This window comes from Leifsonia sp. NPDC056824 (assembly GCF_042789575.1).
Taxonomy (GTDB): Bacteria; Actinomycetota; Actinomycetes; order Actinomycetales; family Microbacteriaceae; genus Leifsonia.
Genome location: NZ_JBHUAV010000004.1, coordinates 103,296 through 124,184, shown reverse-complemented (window position 1 = coordinate 124,184; position 20,889 = coordinate 103,296). Strand labels below are relative to the sequence as shown.

The window sequence follows — 20,889 nt, the reverse complement described above, 5'->3', positions numbered from 1 at the left end:
CGCCAAACCGCCTGCGGGGGGCACGGGTTTTACAATTTCCCCACCAAAAAGTGACAACGACGTGCCCCTCGGCGGTGGAGAGTGCGCGGGGGTGGGGGTTAGCGGGTGAGGTTTCTTACCCAGGTCTCGACGTCGTCGGCGGTGCGGGGGAGGGCGATCGAGAGGTTCTCGGCGCCGTCGGCGGTCACGAGGATGTTGTCCTCGATGCGCACGCCGATGCCGCGGAAGCGCTCCGGCACCGTGAGGTCGTCCGGCTGGAAGTACAGGCCGGGCTCGATCGTGAAGGTCATGCCGGGCTCCAGCTCGCCGTCGAGGTAGAGGTCGCGACGGGCCTGCGCGCAGTCGTGCACGTCGAGCCCCAGGTGGTGGCTGGTCCCGTGCACCATGTAGCGGCGGTGGTGCTGGTTGTCGGCCTGCAGCGCCTCTTCGGCGGTCACCGGCAGCAGCCCCCACTCGGCGGTGCGGCGGGCGATGACGGCCATCGCGGCCGCGTGGATCTCGCGGAAGCGGATGCCGGGGCGCACGATCGCGAACGCGGCGTCCGCGGCCTCCCGCACCGTCTCGTAGACCAGCCGCTGGGTCTCGGTGAAGGTGCCGTCGATCGGGAGGGTGCGGGTGATGTCGGCGGTGTAGAGACTGTCGACCTCCACCCCTGCGTCGATCAGGATCAGGTCGCCGGGGACGACGGGGCCGTCGTTGCGGGTCCAGTGCAGGATGCAGGCGTGCGGACCGCTGGCGGCGATGGTGTCGTAGCCGACCGCGTTGCCGTCCAGGCGGGCGCGCGCGTTGAAGACGCCCTCCACGATCCGCTCGCCGCGCGGGTGCGTGACGATGCGGGCCAGATCGGCGACCACGTCGTCGAAGCCGGCGGCGGTCGCGGCGATGGCGCTGCGCAGCTCGGCCACCTCGTAGGCGTCCTTGACGAGGCGCAGCTCGGAGAGGTCGCGGGCGAGGCGGTCGTCTTCAGCGTGGTCTTCCGGGTCGAACACGGATGCCCCGGCTTCCGCGCCGGCCTCGGCCGCGAGTACCACGCGGGCGGCGTCCACCCGGTCGGTCAGCTCCCGGTCGGCCTCGCGCAGCACCAGGGTGGTGGCGTCGACCGCGGCGAGCACGGCCTCCACGTCGGCGATGCCGCGGGTCGGGAGGTCGAGGTCGCTGGCGACCTGGGCGAGCGAGGGGCGCGGGCCGATCCAGAACTCGCCGATCTCCGGGTTCGCGTAGAACTCGTCGGAGTCGCGGCCTGCGCGCTCGCGGAAGTAGAGGGTGGCGACGTGGCCGCCGTCGTGCGGCTCCAGCACGAGCACGCTGCCGGGCTCGGCGTCGGAGCCCCAGCCGGTCAGGTGCGTGAACGCGGAGTGCGCGCGGAACGGGTAGTCGGTGTCGTTGGAGCGCTGCTTGAGACGCCCGGCCGGGATGATCAGCCGCTGCCCGGGGAAGAGCTCGGAGACGCGGGCGCGGCGGGCGGCGGCGTAATCGGCCTGCACGCGGGCGCCGGGGGGGATCTCCGGACGCTCGGCCCAGTTGCTGCCGATGTATTCGCGGAAGTTCTCCGATCCGGGGGTGGTGGAGCGGTTCGCAGTGGCGCGCGGCGCGTCCTCGCTTGTGGCGGAGGTGGGACCCGTGGCGGGGGCGGGCGCGGTGGTGTTCTCGGACGACATGCCGACCATTCTTCCACTCCTAGGATGGTGGGCATGGCTGATGAGCGACGGTTCCGCGGTCCCGTCGACCTCCACACGCACTCCAGCGTGTCGGACGGCACGGAGACCCCCGCCGAGCTGGTGCGCGCCGCCGCGGCCGCCGGGCTCGGCACGATCGCCATCACCGACCACGACTCGACCGCCGGCTGGGCCTCCGCAGCGGCGGCGGGAGCGGAGGCCGGCGTGACGGTCATCCCCGGCATGGAGCTCTCCACCCGCATCGAGTTCGCCAGCGTGCACATGCTCGCCTACCTGTTCGATCCCACCGACGAGGCGCTCGTCGCCGAGACGCGCCGCATCCGCGATGGCCGCATGCGCCGCGCGGAGGACATGGTGCGCCGCATCGCCGAGGACTACGAGATCACCTGGGCCGACGTGCTCGCGCAGGCGACGGAGGGTGCGACCGTCGGGCGTCCGCACATCGCCGACGCGCTCGTCGCCCGCGGGCTGGCCGCCGACCGCAGCGCCGCCTTCGCCGGCATCCTGCACTGGCGCAGCGGCTACTTCCAGCCGCACTACGCACCCGACCCGGCGACCGGCATCCGGCTCATCCGGGGTGCGGGGGGAGTGCCCGTGCTGGCGCACCCGGCGACCAGCAGCCGCGGCGTGATCCCCGAGGACCGGCTGCGCCGGCTCGTGAAGGCGGGGCTGTTCGGGCTGGAGCTCGACCACCGCGAGAACCGGGCGGAGGGGGTGGCGGTGCTGCGCGGCTACGCGGCCAAGTACGGCCTCCGGATCACCGGCTCCAGCGACTACCACGGGGCGGGCAAGCCCAACCGGCTCGGCGAGAACACCACCGATCCTGCCGTGGTGGAGCTGATGATCGAAGAAGCGACAGGCGCGGCGCCCTTCTACGGATGAGCGCGACCACCCGTTAGCCTGGTCCGCGGGGATCGGGAAGCGAGGTACGTGTGTCTCGACGGCTCTGGACGTCTTCCGTCGCAGTGGCGGCGCTCATCGGCGCCCTCACGGTGGCGGGTGTCGCGGCTCCCGCGAGCGCGGACAACTACCCCTCCTGGAGCGACGTGCAGGCGGCCAAGGCCAACGCCGCAGCGGCCCAGGGTGAGGTCGACCGCATCAACGGCCTCCTGGCATCGCTGCAGACCGACGCCAACGCGGCGGGCGACCTGGCGGTGAAGCGCCTCGGCGAGTACGGCAAGGCCGAGGCCGCCCTCACGGCGGCGACGGCCAAGGCGCAGGACCTCGGCCAGCAGGCCCAGGCGGCCGCTGCGCGGTCGGACGAGCTGCGGGCGGAGAGCGGCAAGTTCGCGGCCCAGCTCACCCGGTCAGGAACCTCGGACGTGTCGATCAGGCTGTTCCTCGGCGGCGCGGGCGCGCCGGGCGGGACCGCCGCGGCGACGACCGGCACGCAGCCGTCGCTGCTGTACCAGCTCGGCGCGGTCTCCAAGCTCGCCGACCAGGCCTCCGGGCTGTTCGCTCAGGCCGCCGCGCAGAAGAACGTCGCCGCCGCCCTCAGCGCGCAGGCCACCGCCGCGCAGAAGATCCGCGACCAGCTCGACAAGGATGCGCAGCAGGCGCTGCAGGTCGCCACGGCGGCCAAGGCCGCCGCCGACGCGAAACTCGCCGAGCAGAAGCAGCATGCGACCACGCTGTACGCGCAGCTCGCGTCCCTGCAGAACACCGCCGCGACCGTCGAGCAGCAGTACGCCGCAGGCGTCGCCGCCGCGCAGGCCGCAGCCGCCGCAGCCGCCGCAGCCGCCGCACAATCCGCGGCCAACACCGGTGGCAGCGCGGACGGCTTCGCGCCTCCGCCCGGGATGAACGTCGACCCGGCTGCGGCGCAGTCCTACGCGTCGAGCCGGCTCTCGGCGTTCGGCTGGGGACAGGACCAGATGGGCTGCCTGGTCTCGCTGTGGAACCACGAGTCCGGCTGGCGCGCCGACGCGTACAACACCTCCAGCGGCGCCTACGGCATCCCGCAGGCGTGGCCGGCGAGCAAGATGTCCTCGGCCGGATCCGACTGGATGACGAACCAGAACACCCAGGTCAACTGGGGCCTCGACTACATCAACCGCGCGTACGGGTCGCCCTGCGCCGCCTGGAACTTCGAGATGAGCCACAACCCGAACTGGTACTGAGCCACCTACCTGACAGAACACGCCGCCTGCCGTGATCGGCAGGCGGCGTGTTCTGTCAGTTGGATGAGGTGCGCGTCAGCTCGCGGGCGTCGGGGCCGAGCCGCCGCGGGAGCGGCGGCGACGCCGGCGCGGGGCGCTGTTGCCGTCGCGGTGCTGCGAGCCGCCGCCGTCGTGCGTGCCGGCCGCGGGAGCCTTGGTGTCGTCGCCGGCGTCGGTCGACGCGGCGGGAGCGGTGGAGCCCTGTGCTCCGGCGCCCTGCGCGGTCGCGCCCTCGCCCGTGCGTGTGCGGCGTCGACGGTTGCGCGAGCGGCCGTCGCCCTGCGCGCCGGGGCCGGTGGAGTCGTGGCGGGCGTCGTCCCGGGTCTCCGGGGCCTTGACGGCCGGGGTCGACTTCAGCCGGCCCTTCGCGCCCTCGGGGATGTCGAGGTCGCTGTAGAGGTGCGGCGACGACGAGTAGGTCTCGGTCGGATCCGGCTGGCCGAACTCCAGGGCGCGGTTGATGAGGGCCCACTTGTGCAGGTCCTCCCAGTCCACGAACGTCACAGCGATACCGGTCTTGCCCGCGCGGCCGGTGCGGCCGGCGCGGTGCAGGTAGGTCTTCTCGTCGTCGGGGATGGTGTGGTTGATGACGTGCGTGACGTCGTCCACGTCGATGCCGCGTGCGGCGACGTCGGTGGCGATCAGCACATCCTTCTTACCGGCCTTGAACGCCGCCATCGCACGCTCGCGCTGCTCCTGGTTGAGGTCGCCGTGCACGGCCGCGGTGTTGAAGCCGCGGTCGCCGAGCTCCTCGACCAGCTTGGCCGCCGCGCGCTTGGTGCGCGTGAAGATCACGGTCTTGCCGCGGCCCTCGGCCTGGAGGATGCGGGCGACGACCTCGTCCTTGTCGAGCGAGTGCGCCCGGTAGATGAGGTGCTTGATGTTCGCCTGGATCTGGCCCTCGTCGGGGTCGCTGGCGCGGATGTGGATCGGGCGGGTCATGAAGCGGCGGGCCAGCGCGACGATCGGGCCGGGCATGGTCGCCGAGAACAGCATGGTGTGACGCGTCGCCGGGGTCTGCGCGAACAGCTTCTCGATGTCGGAGAGGAAGCCGAGGTCGAGCATCTTGTCGGCCTCGTCCAGCACCATCTCCCTGACGTTGGAGAGGTTCAGGAGGCGCTGGCCCGCGAGGTCGAGCAGCCGGCCCGGGGTGCCGACGACGATCTGCGCGCCGGCCTTGAGCTGGGCGATCTGGCCCTCGTAGGCCTTGCCGCCGTAGATCGCGGTGACCGCGGTCGGGCGGTTGGAGGCGGCCTGCTCCAGGTCTTCGAAGACCTGGACGGCGAGCTCGCGGGTCGGGACGACGACGAGCGCCTGCACACCGGGCTCCGGGTCGAGCCCGAGGCGCTGGATGATCGGGAGGCCGAAGCCGAAGGTCTTGCCGGTTCCCGTCTTGGCCTGGCCGATGATGTCCTGGCCGGCGAGGGCGAGCGGGATGGTCTGGGTCTGGATGGGGAACGGCTCGATGATGCCCTTGGAGGCGAGCGCGTCCACCATGTCCTGGTCGATGTTGAGTTCAGAGAAAGTCACGTAAGGGTGCCTGTCGGTTCGAAAGGTGAGTTCCACGCCCTGTTCTCGTCGCAGGCGTAGGGCCGTCGATCCTGCGCCGACGGCACCACAAGCTTACTGGACCTCCCCGTTACACTGCTGTACGTGTCAACGTGGTTCACCAGACGCCGGCCCACGGTCGAGCTGCCCCGCCTCAGCCCGAGGACGCCTCCGGCGACGGTCCGCGTCGATCTGCACGAGGTGATGCCCGACCTGCTGCCGTATCTGGGGCAGGCGGCGTACCTGCAGCTGGAGCAGTTCCAGACGCTGTCGCGGGTCGCCGCCGACACCGACGCACTCTCGGCCAAGGAGGTCGTCTCCGGCGCCGCGGGGCTGGCGCTCTCCAAGCACCAGGGCATCGTCGCGGAGATCCGCCGGCGCGGCGACGAGCCGGCGGACGTGATGCGGCCGTTCGCCGAGGAGATCGAGGGCTTCCGTGCGCTGCTGGTCGGCTCCGACTGGCGCGAGACCCTGCTGGCCGCGCTGATGGCGGGCGGGCTGCTCGACGACTTCTTCATCCGGCTCGCCGGCGGCCTGCCGGGCGACGTCGGCCCGCGGATCGCGCAGCTCCTGGGCGCGGACTCCGGTCAGGAGGGTCTGCTGGAGGTCCTGCGCGGTGAGATCGCCGTCGACCCGCAGCTCGGGTCGCGGCTGGCGATGTGGGGTCGCAGGCTGGTCGGCGACACGCTCCTGGTGGCACGCTCGGCACTGCACCTGTCGGGGAACCGGGCGGCTGACGAGGAGCGCATCGAGCCGATCTTCACCGAGCTGATCGCCGCGCACACGCGCCGGATGGACGCTCTGGGCCTGACTGCGTAGGCGTCGGTAACGGAGGAGATCCGTCGCGACACGCCCGCGCGGAGCAGTCAACGGAGGAGTTGCCGGCCGGGATGGCCGGGATGTCCTCCGTTGTCGCGGGAGGGGCGTCAGCGGGCGACGGCGCCGCGGGTGAGGGTGTGCAGCAGTTTGGCGTCGTGGGCGGTGCGCAGGCGGCCGATCACGAGGTCGGCCACGACCACGACGACGCCGGTGCCCACGAGGGTGATCCACCAGATCCAGCCGCCGTTCCACTTCAGGCCGGCCCAGGTGAGGGCGACCCACAGGATGCACGCCACGCTCACGCCCAGCGCGGGCATGAGCACGGAGCCATGCGTGTGACGGTTGGGCAGGAGGTACCGCGCGCCGAGGCCGAGGATGGCGCCGGCGAGCGCGACGAAGAGCAGTTCCACGCTGGGAATCTAGCCGACGAAGCCGATGCGGCGCGACTCCTCGGTGCCGACCTCGACGTAGCCGATGCCCGCGGTGGGGACGATGTAGACGCGGCCCTTGTCGTCCGAGAGCGTGAGGATGCCCGTGCCGCTGCTGATTCCGGCCTGGATCTGCTCGGTGAGCTCCTCGGCCGACTGGGCCGACTCGAAGCTGAGCTCGCGGGGGGCGTTGACGATTCCGATGCGGATCTCCACGGGATGTGCCTTTCGAATCAGACCGGCGGTTGCGAGTTCAGACTACGGCACGCGGCTCGCGGGCTCCGGTCGCGTTCTCTGTCGGCGGACGCCGTTACCGTGAAGACATGTCCACCCGAGGTTTCCGTCCGCGCGTCGACGACGCGGCCGGTGGCCCCGCCGTCGCGCTCGACGACGCGCAGCGCGCGGTGCTCGCGCTGCCCGACGGCGCATCGGCCGCGGTGCTCGGCGCGCCGGGCACCGGCAAGACCACCGCGCTCGTGGAGGCCATCGCCGAACGCGTGCACGAGCGCGGCTACGCGGCCTCGGAGGTGCTCGCGCTCAGCGCCTCCCGCGCCGCAGCGACCGCCCTGCGCGACCGGATCTCGCTGCGGCTCGGCGTTCCGACGCCCGGCCCGCTGGCCCGCACGGCGACCTCCCTCGCCTTCCAGCTCTCCGGCGAGCAGGCCAGGCGCAACGGCTGGGAGCCGCCGCGGCTGCTGACCGGCGGCGAGCAGGACCAGATCATCGCCGAGCTGCTGGCCGGACACCTCGAGGACGGCGGCGGACCGGTCTGGCCTGCCTCGCTCGGGCCGGAGGTGCGCATCCTGCGCGGTTTCCGCACCGAGCTGCGCGAGCTCATCGGCCGCTGCGCCGAGCGCGGCGTGTCGCCGTCGCGGCTGGCCGAGCTGGGCGCGATCACCGGTCGCGACGAGTGGCGCGCGGCCGGCCGGTTCATCGCGGAGTACCAGAACGTCCTCGACAGCTTCCGCGGCGGTTACGTCGACGCCGCCGAGCTGATCGCCTCCGCCGTGCCCGTCGTCGCCGAGGGCAGCTCACTCGACGGCCTCAAGGCGCTGTTCGTCGACGACCTCCAGGAGGCCACCGTCGCCACGATCGCGCTGCTGCGTGCAGTGGCGGCGCGCGGCATCGCCGTGATCGCGTTCGGCGACCCCGATGTCGCGTCCACCACGTTCCGCGGCGCGGAAGTCGCTGCGCTCGGCCAGCTCGGAACGCGACTGGGCGTGCCCGTGACGCGCGTCGTGCTCGGCACCGCCCACCGCCAGACCCCCGCACTGCGCGAGCTGACCTCGCGCGTGACCGAGCGGATCGGCGCGGCGGCCGCCGGCGTGCACCGCGTGGCCGTCGCGGGGCGCGAGCAGCCGGAGGACGCCGGCCCGGCGGTCGTCGTCGTGAAGGCGTCGTCGGCTCCGGCCGAGGCGGCGCGGCTCGCCCGGCTGCTGCGCGAGCGGCGGCTCATCGACGGGGTGCCGTGGAACCGGATGGCCGTCGTGGTGCGGTCGGGCGCGCACATCCCGGGCCTCGCCCGTTCGCTCGCCGTGGCGGAGGTCCCGACGACGACCAGCATCGCGGGGCGCCCGCTGCGCGACGACTACGCCGCCCGGCAGCTCATCACCATCGCGGGCGTGGCCCTCGGCGCGGTCGAGCTGACCCCGGTCGTGGCGACCGAGCTGCTGCTCGGGCCGTTCGGCGGCCTGGACGCCATCAGTCTGCGGCGGCTGCGGCTCGCGCTGCGTCAGGAGGAGCTGGCCGGCGACGGCAACCGGGCGGGCGACGACCTCCTGGTCGAAGCGCTCGCCACGCCCGCGAACCTCGCCACGATCGACTCGTCGCCCGCACGCAGGGCCGCGCGCCTGGCCGAGACTCTGCGCGGCGGCCGCGAGAAGGCGGCGGCCGGCAGCACGATCGAGGAGCTGCTCTGGCACGCCTGGGAGCGCAGCGGCCTGGCCAAGCGGTGGCTGGAGCAGTCCGAGCGCTCCGGGATCGTCGCCGACGAGGCCGACCGCCACCTCGACGGCGTCGTCGCCCTGTTCACCGCGGCCAGGCGCTTCGTGGAGCGCTCGCCCGAGCGTCCGGCCTCCGACTTCGTGATCGAGCTGCTCGGCGCCGAGGTGCCGGAGGACACCCTCGCGGCCCGCACGACCGGAGACGCTGTGCTGGTGTGCACGCCGAGCGCAACGGTCGGCCGGGAGTTCGACGTCGTCGCCGTGGCCGGCCTCCAGGAGAGCGTGTGGCCCAACCTGCGGCTGCGCGGCTCGCTGCTGCACCCGCAGGAGCTGGACGACGCGGTCGCCGGCCGCCGCGCGGACGCCGCGGACGACGGCAGGGACACCGCCGACCAGCGGGCGGAGGTCCTGAGCGACGAGCTGCGGATGTTCGCCCTCGCGGTCTCCCGCGCCCGGCGCCAGGTGCTGCTCACCGCGACCGCGAACGACGACGAGCAGCCCTCGCCGTTCCTGCGGCTCGCCGCGGAGCTCGCGGTCGAGGACGACGACCCGGGCATCCACCCGCTGTCGCTGCGCGGCATGGTCGGCCGGCTGCGCCGCCGGCTGGTGACCACCGGCTCGCCCGACGCCGCCGACGCCCTCGCCCGGCTCGCCGAAGCCGGAGTGGAGGGCGCCGATCCCGCCGACTGGTACGGCCTCGCCGAGCCGTCGACCACCGAGCCGCTGATCGACCTGGACGACCCGGAGGCGCGGGTCAAGGTCTCGCCGTCGCGACTGGGCACGTTCGAGAAGTCGCCGCTGGCCTGGTTCGTGGACGAGATGGCCGCCTCACCGAGCGGACTCGCCGCCGGAATCGGCACCGTGGTGCACGCCGTCATGGAGGAGGCCGCCGCGACCGACGAGACCAGCGTCGACGTGCTCTGGTCCGGCATCGAGCGGCGCTGGGCGCAGCTCCAGTTCGAGTCGCCCTGGATCGAGGAGCGCGAGCGCCGCCGCACGCGCGGGCTCGTCGCCGGAGTGTCGGAGTATCTGCGCGACTTCGGGCGCGCGGGAGGCCGCCTGCTCGGCTCGGAGGGCGAGTTTCAGCTCGAGCTCGGCCGGGCCCGGATCAGCGGAAAGATCGACCGGGTCGAGGAGACGCCGGACGGCACGGTCGTGATCGTCGACCTGAAGACCGGGCGCACGGTGCCGACGGCCGCGGAGACGGCGTCGCACGCCCAGCTCGGGGTGTACCAGCTCGCGCTGGAGCACGGCGCCGTGGAGGCGGCCGAGTTGCCGCCGGGCGGCGCGAAGCTGCTGTTCGTGGCCAAGGGCGTGCGCGGCAAGGCCTACCGCGAGGTCGTGCAGGAGCGCGTCGACGCGGAGGCGCTCGTCCGGCTGGAGGAGCGCGTGGCGCAGGCGGCCGAGGGCATGGCTGGGGCGACTTTCGCCGGGGTGGTCGACCTGGGCGACCGCGACCCGCACGCGGCCTACGGGTACCGCATCCATCTCGTCCCGGCGGTCAGCGCATGACAGCGAAGGGCACACAATGAACGACGACGGACTCCTGGAGCTCGCCGAGGACCAGCCCGGCCTCGATCTGGTCGAGCTGGCCTTCGCGGCGGCGGACGAGGCCACCGAGCCGCAGCGCCCCGCCCGCCGCCTGAGCGCGGCCGAGATCGCCGACGCGCTCGGCCTCCCGCGGCCGACGCCGCAGCAGCAGGCGGTCATCGAGGCGCCGCTCGCTCCCGCGATTGTGGTCGCCGGCGCGGGCAGCGGCAAGACCGAGACGATGGCCAACCGCGTGGTCTGGCTGCTCGCCAACGGGCTGGTGCGGGTGCCGGAGGTCCTGGGCCTGACCTTCACCCGCAAGGCGGCCGGCGAGCTCGCCGAGCGCATCCGGCGCCGCATCGAGCAGCTCGCGGCCTCCGGACTCACCGACGTCGTGTTCGATCCGTTCGACGCGCCGGAGGTCGCGACCTACAACGCGTTCGCCAATGCGATCTTCCGCGAGAACGCCCTGCTGATCGGCCGGGAGCCCGAGTCGGCCATCCTCAGCGAGGCCTCCGCCTGGCAGCTCGCCCGTCGCGTCGTCGTCGGCTGCGACGACGAGCGGCTCGTGGAGCTCGACAAGAGCGTGGACGCGGTCACCACCGCCGTCCTCGACCTCAGCCGCGCGCTCAGTGAGAACGTGGCGGACGCCCGCGACGTGCACCGGATGGTGGAGGGCTTCGGCCGGCTGATCGAGCTGCCCACTGGCAGCGGGCGGGTCAAGGACGCCTACGCGTCGGTCCGCACCGCCGTGGCGTCGGTCGGCTCGCTGCCCCCGCTGCTCGACCTCGCCGAGCGGTTCGCGGACGAGAAGCGGCGGCGCGGCTTCGTCGAGTACTCCGACCAGGTCGCGCTCGCGCTGGCGGTGTGCGAGCGGCTGCCGGAGGTCGTCGCGGACTACTGCCGCCGCTACCGCGTCGTGCTGCTGGACGAGTACCAGGACACGTCGGTCGTGCAGACCCGGCTGCTGTCCGCGCTGTTCTTCGACCAGGCCGTGATGGCGGTGGGCGACCCGCACCAGTCCATCTACGGCTGGCGTGGCGCGAGCGCCGCCAACCTCGGCCGGTTCGCCCTCGACTTCACCGGGCGCACGGACGGCGCGGCCGCCTTCGCGCTCAGCACGAGCTGGCGCAACCCGACGAGCGTGCTGGATGCCGCGAACGCGCTCGTCGCCCCGCTCTCGGCCGACTCTCCCGTGCACGTCGAGCAGCTTCAGCCGCGGCCGGGCGCGATCGCCGGCGAGCTCGACCACGCCTTCGGGCAGACCGTCGAAGACGAGGCGGCGGCGATCGCCGAGTGGCTGCGCGTTCGGCTGGCCCAGCGGGATGCGCAGGGCATGCCACCCTCGGCCGCCCTGCTCTGCCGCTCGATCAAGAAGATCGACGCGTTCACCGGGGCGCTCGCGGCGCGCGGGGTGCCCTTCCACGTCCTCGGACTCGGCGGCCTCCTGGAGCAGCCCGTGATCGCCGACCTGGTGAGCGCGCTGCGGGTCATGCACGACCCCACGGCGGGCTCCGAGCTGATCCGGCTGCTGACCGGGGCGCGCTGGCGGGTGGGCACCCGGGATATCGCTGCGCTGCGCCGCGTGGCGAGCTGGCTGGCCGCGCGCGACCACCGCTTCCAGACGCTCGACCCCGACGTGCGCGACCGGCTGCGGGGCTCGGTGGTGGCGGAGGAGTCGGCCTCCCTCGTCGACGCGCTCGACTTCGTCGTGGAGGCGCCGGAGGGCCACGGCCAGCTGGACGACTTCAGCGCGACCGGCCTGGAGCGGCTGCGCGCGGCGGGCGGGCAGCTCGACCGGCTGCGCTCGCGGGCCGGCCTCGACCTCCTCGACCTCGTCACGCTGGTGCAGCAGGAGCTGCGGCTCGACATCGAGGTCGCCGCCAACGAGTCCGCCCAGCTCGGTCAGGCCTCCCTCGACGCCTTCGCCGAGCAGGTGGCGTCGTACCTCGCCAGCGACGACCGGGCCACGCTCGGGTCGTTCCTGGCCTGGCTGGCGGAGGCCGAGCAGCGCGACAACCTGGCGCCGCGCAGCGAGGACGCAGAGCCGGGGACGGTGCAGATCCTGACCATCCACGGCGCGAAGGGCCTGGAGTGGGACGTCGTCGCGGTGCCGCGCCTGGTCGAGGGCGAGCTCCCCGGCCCGCCGCAGAGCAAGCGCGGCTGGCTGGCGTTCGGCCAGCTCCCCAACGAGTTCCGCGGCGACTCGGCCGAGCTGCCGGTGCTGCCGTGGCGCAACGCCGAGGACCAGAAGCAGGTGGACGAGGGGATCTCCGCGTTCGAGGCCGCCAACGTGGCACGCCACCTGGAGGAGCAGCGCCGGCTGATCTACGTCGCCGTCACGCGCGCGCGGCACAGCCTGCTGCTGACCGGCTCCTACTGGTCGACGCAGTCCCGGCCGCGGTCGCCCGGCGCGTACCTGCTGGAGCTGCAGCAGGCCGGGCTGCTGCCGGAGGACGCCTTCCCGCCGTGCGACGAGCCCGACGAGAACCCGCTGGCGCCGGAGTCGCGCACGGTGCTCTGGCCGCTCGATCCGCTCGGCGTGCGACGCACCAGAGTGGAGGCCGCGGCGGCGGCGGTGCAGGCCGCCCGCGAGCACGGCCCCGGCGACGGTGGCGTGTACGCGCTCGACGTCGACCTGCTGCTCGCCGAGCGCGCTAGACGCGAGGCGGAGGACGGCCTGGTGGAGCTGCCCGCGCGCATCCCGGCCTCCCGGTTCAAGGACTTCGTCAGCGACCCCGCCGCCGTCGCCGCCCAGCTCCGCCGACCGATGCCGGAGCGGCCCTACCGGCAGACCCGGCTGGGGACGCTGTTCCACCGCTGGGTGGAGGAGCGCTATGGGGTGGCGGGCGGCGCGACGGACGCGCTCGACGCGACGGTCGCCGAGCTGGATGATCCCGCGGGTGAGCTGCTCGGGGCGGAGGCGCTGGCCGAGCTGCAGGCGACCTTCGCCGCGAGCGAGTGGGCCGACCGGGCTCCCGCAGAGGTGGAGCTGGAGATCCACGTCACGCTCGCCGGCCAGGTGGTCGTCTGCAAGCTGGACGCCGTGTACGCGGTGGACGATGGGCGCCACGACGTCCAGATCGTCGACTGGAAGACCGGCAAGGCCCCCCGCGACGCCGCCGACCTGGAGCGCAAGCAGCTCCAGCTCGCCCTCTACCGTCTCGCCTACGCGAAGCACGCCGGCGTCGACCCGGCCCGCATCGACGCCGTCTTCTACTTCGTGGCCGACGACCGGGTCGTCCGTCCGGAGCGGCTGTACTCGGAGGCCGAGCTGGTCCAGCTGTGGGCGGGAGTGCGCGGCGCCTAGGCGCCGCACTCCCGCTCGAGCACGGCCGCGCTCAGCCGGCCTGGTCGTCGACCGGGCGCATGCCGCCCGGCCGGACCGACGCGCGGTCGCCCGGCGTGCGGTCGAGCAGGGCCTCGACGTCGTCGATCGCCATGATCGGCCCGGTGGCCGTCGAGAGCGGGGTGACCGCGTTGCTGTGCACGCGGTCGACCAGGCCGTCGAGCATCTGCACGGCGTCGTCCACGATGCTCTGGTCGCGCAGCTCGCGGCCGTGCAGCAGCCAGCGGGCGACCTCCAGCTCGGCGTACAGCATCGCGCGCTGGGTGAACTGCCGGTCGGTGGCGACCTGGCGCGCGGAGGCGTAGGCGAGGAGCGCGCCGTCGGTGGCGTCCGGGTTCATGGCGAGCAGCCAGTGCAGGTCGCGGGCCGGGTCGCCGACGCGCAGCGCCGACCAGCCGAGCACGCCGGTGACGGACTCGCCCTCGACCAGGAAGGAGTCGGCGGTCAGCGCCCCGTTGATGACCGTGGGCTGGAACTGCCACACCGAGTGGTCCGCGACGGCGTCGCGCCAGCGGTCGCGGAGCGCCGCAGGCAGCTTGCCCGTGGTGGCAGCGGACTCGATCAGCGCCGCGGTCGAGGAGAGACATTCGGCGGCGGAGAGGACCGGGAGGCCGGCCTCCCCGACGAAGCTGGTCGGCAGGGTGTGGATGGCCGCGATGGCGTGGCCGATCGACCCGGCGAGGCCGTCGCCCGGCGGCACGTCCTCCACGGCGACGTGCTCGCCGGGCAGGAAGTCGTAGACGATGGCGCGCGTGCCGCCGACCGGCGCCTGGCCGAGGTAGGTCGGCACGTCGAACGGGAGGCGGCTGCGGATGCCGGTGGTGAGCGCGCGCAGCGCGACCAGGTCGGAACTCTGCTCGGTCTCCGCCGCCTGGGTGAGCGGGAGGCGCACGATGCGGGCGCTCCCGTCGGCCGCGGTGAGCACGGCGGCGTCGAACTCGCCGGCGCCGTCTGCGGTGTGCGCGCGGGTTCCGGTGACGGTCAGGTCGGGCACGGCCGAGCTGGCCAGCGCGGCTAGAGTGAGAGGGGATCTGGCCATGCACCTAGGCTAAATGGACTTCCGCGCGTGAGCCGTTCCGCCACGCCCCGCATCTTTCTCCACGCCTCGAAGGGAACCAGATGTCGTCCGCATCGACGTCCGCGCTGCCGCTCGCCGCGCTCCCGCTCTCGCGCCACGCGATCGACCGCGATCACGCCGCCCGCTCCCGGCCTGCACTGTTCGACGAGCTGTGGGAGGAGCCCACGACCCGGGTCCTCGCGCTCTGGAAGGGCAGGGCGCTGCTGACGCCGGAGAGCGTGGCCGCCGCGACGCCGGCGTCCGACGGCTGGAGCGCGCCGGACGCCGGTCCCGCAGAGCTCGACCTGCTCCCGGTGGACCGGGTCACGGCGGCGCTGCTCCGCGTCTACCTCGGGCGCACGATCGTGGACGTTCCCGGCCAGCCCGCCGGCTCTGCCGTCGTGCTGGAGGTCCTCACCGACGCCGCCGCGACCGAGCTGGAGCCGGACGAGGCGCGCTGGGGCAACCTCCGCACCGTCGCCACCGCCCTGAGCGACCGCGACGCCGGGCTCTTCACCGAGGCCCTGGCGATCGCGAACTGGCACGCCTCGCACACGCACTGCCCGCGGTGCGGCATGCCGACCGTCGTCGAGCAGGCCGGCTGGGTGCGGCGCTGCTTCGAGGACGGCTCCGAAGTCTTCCCGCGCACCGACCCCGCGGTCATCGTCACCGTGCTCGACGCCGACGACCGGCTGCTGCTCGGCTCGAACGCCATGTGGGAGCACTCCCGCTACTCGCTGCTTGCCGGGTTCGTGGAGCCGGGGGAGTCGTTCGAGTCCGCCGTCGAGCGGGAGATGTTCGAGGAGGCGGGCGTGCGGGTGACCGACGCCAGGTACAAGGGCTCGCAGCCGTGGCCGTTCCCGGCCTCCGTGATGGTCGGGATGACGGCACGGCTCGCCGACGACCAGCACCCTGCCGCGCTCGCGCCGGACGGCGAGGAGATCCTGGACCTGCGCTGGTTCAGCCGCGACGAGCTGTGGGAGGCGCGCGAGCAGATCATCCTGCCCGGCCGGTCGTCCATCGCCCGCGCGCTGATCGAGGACTGGTACGGCGGCCCGCTCGACGAGCCTCCCGCGTGAGCGTGGCGTGAGCACCGTGACAGCGCAGGGTTCCGACGGCCTGCTGGGCGGCCTGGACGCGCAGCAGCGTGTGGCCGCAGAGGCCCTCTTCGGGCCGGTCTGCGTGCTGGCCGGCGCCGGCACCGGCAAGACCCGCGCGATCACGCACCGGATCGCCTACGGCGTCGCCTCGGGCGCGTTCACGCCGAACCGGGTGATGGCGCTGACGTTCACCAACCGTGCGGCTGCCGAGCTCCGCGGGCGGCTGCGGCAGCTCGGCGCCGGAGGCGTGTCGGCCAGAACCTTCCACTCCGCTGCGCTGGCGCAGCTCAACTACTTCTGGCCGCAGGTGGTCGGCGGCCAGCTCCCCAGCGTCCTCGACGGCAAGGGCCGCGTGCTCGGGCACGCCGCGGAGAAGCTCGGACTGCGCGTGGACACCGCGACCCTCCGCGACGTCGCCGCCGAGATCGAGTGGCGCAAGGTCTCCAGCATGGGCCTGGAGGAGTACGCCGCGGCGCTGGCCTCCCGCCCGCTGCCCGGAACGCTGAAGGCCGAGCAGCTCGTGGACTTCCACCGCGCCTATGAGGAGCTCAAGGACGAGCGCAAGCAGATCGACTTCGAGGACGTCCTCCTGGTCTGCGCCGGGATGATCGAGACCGAGCCGTCGGTGGCCATGCAGGTGCGCGAGCAGTACCGCTACTTCGTGGTGGACGAGTACCAGGACGTCTCCCCGCTGCAGCATCAGCTCCTGCGGCTCTGGCTCGGCACTCGCAAGGACCTCTGCGTCGTCGGCGACGCGAGCCAGACCATCTACTCGTTCGCGGGCGCGCGCAGCGAGTACCTGCTGGACTTCGAGCGGGAGAACCCCGGCGCCACCGTCGTGCGGCTGGAGCAGAACTACCGCTCGGCGCCCGCGGTCATCGACACGGCCAACCGGCTGATGCGCGGCCGCTCCGGCGCGCTGACGCTGCACGCCGTCCACGAAGCGAAGTCGGGAGACGAAGTACCGCCACCCGCGGTGTTCGAGGACGACAGAGCCGAGGCCCGTGCCGTCGCCCAGAGCATCGTGGCGCAGCTGGAGGCCGGCGCCAAGCCGGAGGGCATCGCGGTGCTCTACCGCGTGAACGTGCAGGCGGCCGCACTGGAGCAGGCGCTCGGCGACCTCGGGATCAGCTACCAGCTGCGCGGGTCCAAGCGCTTCTTCGACCTCCCGGAGGTGCGTCAGGCGGTGATGACCCTGCGCGCGGCGAGCGTCGCGGCGACCGACGAGCCGCTGTTCAAGTCGGTCAGCGACGTGCTGCGCACGCTGGGCTGGTCGGTGCAGCCTCCGGAGGGCCGCGGCGCCGTGCGTGCGCGCTGGGAGTCGCTCAACGCGATCATGGGACTGGTGGACGAGATGCCGGAGGGCGCGACGTTCCGGCGCTTCACCGACGAGCTGATGGCCCGCCAGGCCGGCCAGCACGAGCCGACGATGTCCGCCGTGACGCTGGCGACGCTGCACGCGGCGAAGGGCCTGGAGTGGGACTCCGTGTACATCGTCGGCCTCTCGGAAGGGCTGGTGCCGATCAGCTACGCCACCGGCTTCGAGCAGATCGACGAGGAGCGCCGCCTGCTCTACGTGGGCGTCACCCGCGCGCGGCGCCGGCTGCGGCTGAGCTGGGCGCAGCGCGGAAGCCAGCCGGGGCGGCCGGTGTCGCGGCAGGCATCGCGGTTCCTGGTCGAGCTGGCGCCGGTGCGGACGGCGGCGCCGCCAGCGGACTGAGGCAGCCGCACTCGGGATGCGGCTCCCAGCGCCGCTCCGACCAGCGCGCGGCGACCGCGTCGTAGCGCGCCGCGGCGTCGGAGCGTCCAGGGGCACCGCGCAGCAGAGCGAGGACCGCGCCGGCCGCGGCCGACGCCGCCGCCGCGCAGACCAGCTCCGTCTCGCCGGGCAGCGACCGGGTGTAGAGCTGCGCCGCGAGCGCAGGCCAGGCCGGGTCGGCGTCGCGGCGATGGAGGTCGACGCAGCGCAGGCAGGCGCTCTCTCCCGGCCGCACGAACGGCCCGACCGTCACCCCGGCGTCGCCGAACACCACCGCCAGGTGCGGGATGTCCCTGCGCAGCCAGCGCTGGTGCCGGTGCGGCGCGATCGCGTACGCGCCGACGACGACCGCCGCCGCGGCGAGGTCGACCGCCGGGTCGTCGGCGGAGAGACCGCTGCGCACATCGACCCCGGCCTCCCGCAGCAGGGCGAGGATGCGGGCAGCCGTTGCTCCGGCGCCGTCGAGCACCACGATCGGCGCGCCGCCCGGCCGCGCGGCCCGCGGCGTCTCCAGCACCGGCGCCAGCCGGGCGAGCAGGGCGCCGACCGCGGCCGGACCCGCTCCGGCGCCGCGGGCGATCATCCGCAGCGCGCTCAGGGTCGCCCCGGCCGCGAGCGCGGAGATCATCCGCTCCTCCGCGACGCCGACCGGGTCGAGGATCAGCCTCGGCTGTTCGACGCCGAACTGGAGGACGCGCGGCGAGCGCCACACGCGGGGGATGCGGGGATCGAGCTGGTGGACCATCCCGCCATCCTGACGGGTCGGACCCGCCGAAACCGGGTTATCCACAGCCCGGAGTCACCGGGCCGATTCTCCACAGGCGGGGTCGGCGCGTTCAGTCTTCGGTGGGCCGGTCGCCGTCGCCGCGCAGCAGGTCCTCGATCGCCTGGTCCAGCTCGTCGCGCTCCGGCTCCTGCCCGGTGGCCGCGGCGGTGAGCCGCGCGACCAGGCGGGACGGGTCGTCCAGGTCGCTGGCCTGGGGGAACAGGTCGGGGTGCGACCACAGCCGGTCGCGGGCCTCCTGGCCCACGGCGTCGGTCACGGCCTGCCACAGCGCGGCGGCGTCGCGCAGGCGCCGCGGGCGCAGCTCCAGCCCGACCAGCGTCGCGAACGCCGACTCCGCCGGTCCGCCCGCCGCGCGCCGGCGGCGCACCGTCTCGGCGATCGCGTCGGCCTTCGGCAGCAGCCGGGTGGCGCCGGCGGTGACCACGTCGACCCAGCCCTCGACCAGCGCGAGCACCGTCTCCAGGCGGCCGAGGGCCTCCTGCTGCTCCTCGCTCTTGGGCGGGATGAGCGCGCCGGAGACCATCGCCTCGCGCAGCTCCTCGGGGTTGGACGGGTCGAAGCTCTCGGCGAGCGACTCCAGCCGGTCGGTGTCGATCGTGATGCCGCGCGCGAACGCCGTGATCTGGGTGATGAGCTGAAGCCGCAGCCACTTCGCGTGCCGGAACAGGCGGGCGTGCGCGAGCTCGCGCACCGCGAGGTAGAGCTGCACCTGGTCGGTGGGGATGTCGAGCCCGTCGCCGAACTCGGCCACGTTCTGCGGGATGAGCGCCGCGGTGCCGTCGGCGAGCAGCGGGATGCCGATGTCGCCTCCCGAGACGACCTCCTTCGCGAGCTGCCCGACCACCTGGCCGAGCTGCATGGCGAACAGGGCGCCGCCGACCGAGCGCATCACCTGGCCGGCGTTCTGGATCATGCCCTGCATCTCCTCCGGCGCCTGCTCGGTGAGAACGCGGGTGAGCGCGTCGGAGATGCTCAGCGCGACCGGCTCGGCGAGCTGGGTCCACAGCGGCATGGTCTGCCGCGCCCACTCGGCGCGGCCGATGAGCTCGGGCGGCGTCGACAACCCGGCCACGGTCGTGGCCTCGTCCAGCCAGAGCGCTGCGACGTGGAAGGCCTGGTCGAGCGTCGAGCGCTCGGCCGGGGTCACGGCGTGGGCGCCCTCGGAGGCGAGGGTGCGCGCCTGCTGGTCGGCGAGTTCCCAGTTGATGCCCCCACCCGGGTTCATCAGGGCGTTCTGGAGCTGCCCGAGGAGCTGCTGGATGGCCGCGGGGTCGTTGGGGAGGCCGGCGGCGCCCGCGAGCTGACTCGGATCGATGGAGGAGTCGCCGGACAGGAACTCCCGCAACATGTCCCGGAACTCGTCGTCCGGTTCCTTGTTCGGATCGTCGGCCATGGTGCGCCCCTCGTCTCAGAATGGTTTCAGCCGTGCGATTACGGCTTTCCAGGCTCGGCATCTACGCTAGCCCGAGATCACCGCGAGCCGGGTGAGAATCGGCTCGGGCGATGCCGTGGGCTGTGCGCCCGTGGCGAACACGACCGAAGGGACAGCGCGTGACCCTGTTCACCGACGACGACCGACCGGCGCCGCTGCCGGACGGCGGCCGGATCGCACCGTCGCGCAGGACGATCGTCGGCTGGGTGGCCATCGCCGTCGCCGTCGCACTCGCCCTGGTCCTCGCGCTCGCGCCGGCGCCGTTCGTGATCGAGCAGCCCGGCCCGGTCTTCAACACGCTCGGCACCGACCAGGCCGTCGGGACCGCGCCGTCCGGCGACGCCAAGCCGCTGATCACCATCCCGAGCAAGACCACCTACCCGACCGGCGGCTCCCTCGACCTCCTCACCGTGTCGGTGGTCGGCAACCCCGACCAGAGCCCGAGCTGGTTGAACATCATCCAGGCCTGGTTCGACCCGAGCCGGGCCGTGACGCCGATCGACGAGGTGTTCCCGCCGGGGACGACCACCGAGCAGTCCAACGCCGCGAACGCGGCCCTGATGGTCGACTCCCAGCAGGACGCGATCGCCGCGGCGCTCAACCAGCTCGGCTACCACTTCCCGCAGGCGGTCGCGGTCAAGCAGCTGCTGCCCGGCACCCCCGCGGCGAAGGTGCTGAAGACGGGCGACGAGATCACCAGTGTCAACGGGGACACCATCAAGAGCGTCGCCGCGCTGCGCAAGGCGGTCAACGCCAACGGAACGGGTAAGGCGGCCGAGATCGGGATCGTGCGCGACGGCGCGGCCTCCACGGTCTCGATCACGCCCACCGAGGCGCAGGGCCAGGTCGTCCTCGGGATCGGAGCCGGGATGGACTACACCTTCCCGTTCGACGTGAACATCCAGCTCAACAACGTGGGCGGCCCGAGCGCCGGGCAGATGTTCGCGCTCGGGATCATCGACAAGCTGACGCCGGACAAGCTCAACGGCGGCAAGAAGGTCGCGGGCACCGGCACGATCGACAACGTCGGCACCATCGGGGCGATCGGCGGCATCCGGCAGAAGATGTACGCCGCGCGCGACACCGGGGGAGCGAGCTACTTCCTCGCGCCGGCGTCGAACTGCGACGAGGTCACCGGGCACATCCCCGCCGGGCTGCACGTCTTCGCGGTCTCGACGCTGAAGGACTCGCTCGCCGTGCTCCAGGCCGTCAGCAGCGGGTCGAGCACGGCGAAGCTGCCGACCTGCCCCGCGTCCTGACCGTCGATCGCGCGCTCGGCGCGCACCCCGGGTCTTCACCGCG

Annotated in this window: 14 protein-coding genes and 1 pseudogene; 8 read left to right on the top strand and 7 right to left on the bottom strand. The window is 73.3% G+C overall.

The genetic code is table 11. The features are described from left to right. Positions 1–98: 98 nt before the first annotated feature. On the bottom strand, positions 99–1,658 hold the full coding sequence (locus tag ACFRFH_RS15855; protein ID WP_382463961.1) for an aminopeptidase P family protein: 1,560 nt from the start codon (positions 1,656–1,658) through the stop codon (positions 99–101). A 33-nt stretch (positions 1,659–1,691) separates the two neighbouring features. Between ACFRFH_RS15855 and ACFRFH_RS15850 the strand changes: the two genes are divergently transcribed. Together ACFRFH_RS15850 and ACFRFH_RS15845 are read left to right on the top strand one after the other, a co-directional pair. Beyond that, on the top strand, positions 1,692–2,558 hold the full coding sequence (locus tag ACFRFH_RS15850) for a PHP domain-containing protein (protein ID WP_382463960.1): 867 nt from the start codon (positions 1,692–1,694) through the stop codon (positions 2,556–2,558). Between the two features lie 50 nt (positions 2,559–2,608). Further along, the gene (locus ACFRFH_RS15845) at positions 2,609–3,796 is read left to right on the top strand and encodes a hypothetical protein (protein WP_382463959.1); all 1,188 of its coding nucleotides are present in this window, start codon (positions 2,609–2,611) and stop codon (positions 3,794–3,796) included. Positions 3,797–3,871: 75 nt separating this feature from the next. Here the strand turns inward: ACFRFH_RS15845 and ACFRFH_RS15840 are convergent, their stop codons facing one another. Continuing rightward, positions 3,872–5,365, bottom strand: a complete 1,494-nt coding sequence (locus ACFRFH_RS15840; RefSeq protein ID WP_382463958.1) for a DEAD/DEAH box helicase — start codon at positions 5,363–5,365, stop codon at positions 3,872–3,874. 123 nt (positions 5,366–5,488) lie between these two features. Here ACFRFH_RS15840 and ACFRFH_RS15835 point away from each other — a divergent pair, with 123 nt between their 5' ends. Next, positions 5,489–6,202, top strand: a complete 714-nt coding sequence (locus tag ACFRFH_RS15835) for a ferritin-like fold-containing protein (protein ID WP_382463957.1) — start codon at positions 5,489–5,491, stop codon at positions 6,200–6,202. A gap of 107 nt (positions 6,203–6,309) precedes the next feature. Here ACFRFH_RS15835 and ACFRFH_RS15830 read toward each other — a convergent pair whose 3' ends face one another. Next, positions 6,310–6,612, bottom strand: coding sequence for a hypothetical protein (locus ACFRFH_RS15830; protein ID WP_382463956.1), 303 nt, complete (start codon positions 6,610–6,612; stop codon positions 6,310–6,312). 9 nt (positions 6,613–6,621) lie between these two features. Next, on the bottom strand, positions 6,622–6,846 hold the full coding sequence (locus ACFRFH_RS15825; protein ID WP_382463955.1) for a DUF3107 domain-containing protein: 225 nt from the start codon (positions 6,844–6,846) through the stop codon (positions 6,622–6,624). Between the two features lie 107 nt (positions 6,847–6,953). Between ACFRFH_RS15825 and ACFRFH_RS15820 the strand changes: the two genes are divergently transcribed. Both ACFRFH_RS15820 and ACFRFH_RS15815 read left to right on the top strand, forming a co-directional pair. Next, a complete protein-coding gene (locus tag ACFRFH_RS15820; protein ID WP_382463954.1) occupies positions 6,954–10,085 on the top strand; it encodes an ATP-dependent helicase in 3,132 nt (1,043 codons plus the stop codon). 16 nt (positions 10,086–10,101) lie between these two features. Continuing rightward, positions 10,102–13,413 carry a UvrD-helicase domain-containing protein gene (locus ACFRFH_RS15815; RefSeq protein WP_382463953.1) on the top strand — a complete coding sequence of 1,104 codons (3,312 nt, stop codon included), beginning with the start codon at positions 10,102–10,104 and terminating at the stop codon, positions 13,411–13,413. Positions 13,414–13,444: 31 nt separating this feature from the next. On the opposite strand, the gene ACFRFH_RS15810 is transcribed toward ACFRFH_RS15815, so the two are convergent. Then, a complete protein-coding gene (locus tag ACFRFH_RS15810) occupies positions 13,445–14,491 on the bottom strand; it encodes a phosphotransferase (protein ID WP_382463952.1) in 1,047 nt (348 codons plus the stop codon). An 80-nt stretch (positions 14,492–14,571) separates the two neighbouring features. Here ACFRFH_RS15810 and nudC point away from each other — a divergent pair, with 80 nt between their 5' ends. Further along, positions 14,572–15,588: an NAD(+) diphosphatase gene (gene nudC, locus ACFRFH_RS15805; protein WP_382463951.1), complete on the top strand. Its 1,017-nt coding sequence runs from the start codon at positions 14,572–14,574 to the stop codon at positions 15,586–15,588. 7 nt (positions 15,589–15,595) lie between these two features. Then, the gene (locus ACFRFH_RS15800) at positions 15,596–17,329 is read left to right on the top strand and encodes an ATP-dependent helicase (protein ID WP_382463950.1); all 1,734 of its coding nucleotides are present in this window, start codon (positions 15,596–15,598) and stop codon (positions 17,327–17,329) included. Here ACFRFH_RS15800 and ACFRFH_RS15795 read toward each other — a convergent pair. After that, positions 17,286–17,951: pseudogene (locus tag ACFRFH_RS15795) on the bottom strand (TOMM precursor leader peptide-binding protein); the annotation flags it as partial. The gene ACFRFH_RS15800 and the pseudogene ACFRFH_RS15795 sit on opposite strands and share 44 nt — an antisense overlap. Before the next feature lie 253 nt (positions 17,952–18,204). After that, on the bottom strand, positions 18,205–19,548 hold the full coding sequence (locus ACFRFH_RS15790) for a zinc-dependent metalloprotease (protein WP_382463949.1): 1,344 nt from the start codon (positions 19,546–19,548) through the stop codon (positions 18,205–18,207). 158 nt (positions 19,549–19,706) lie between these two features. Here ACFRFH_RS15790 and ACFRFH_RS15785 point away from each other — a divergent pair, with 158 nt between their 5' ends. Beyond that, a complete protein-coding gene (locus ACFRFH_RS15785; RefSeq protein WP_382463948.1) occupies positions 19,707–20,846 on the top strand; it encodes a PDZ domain-containing protein in 1,140 nt (379 codons plus the stop codon). The last annotated feature ends 43 nt before the right edge of the window (positions 20,847–20,889 follow it).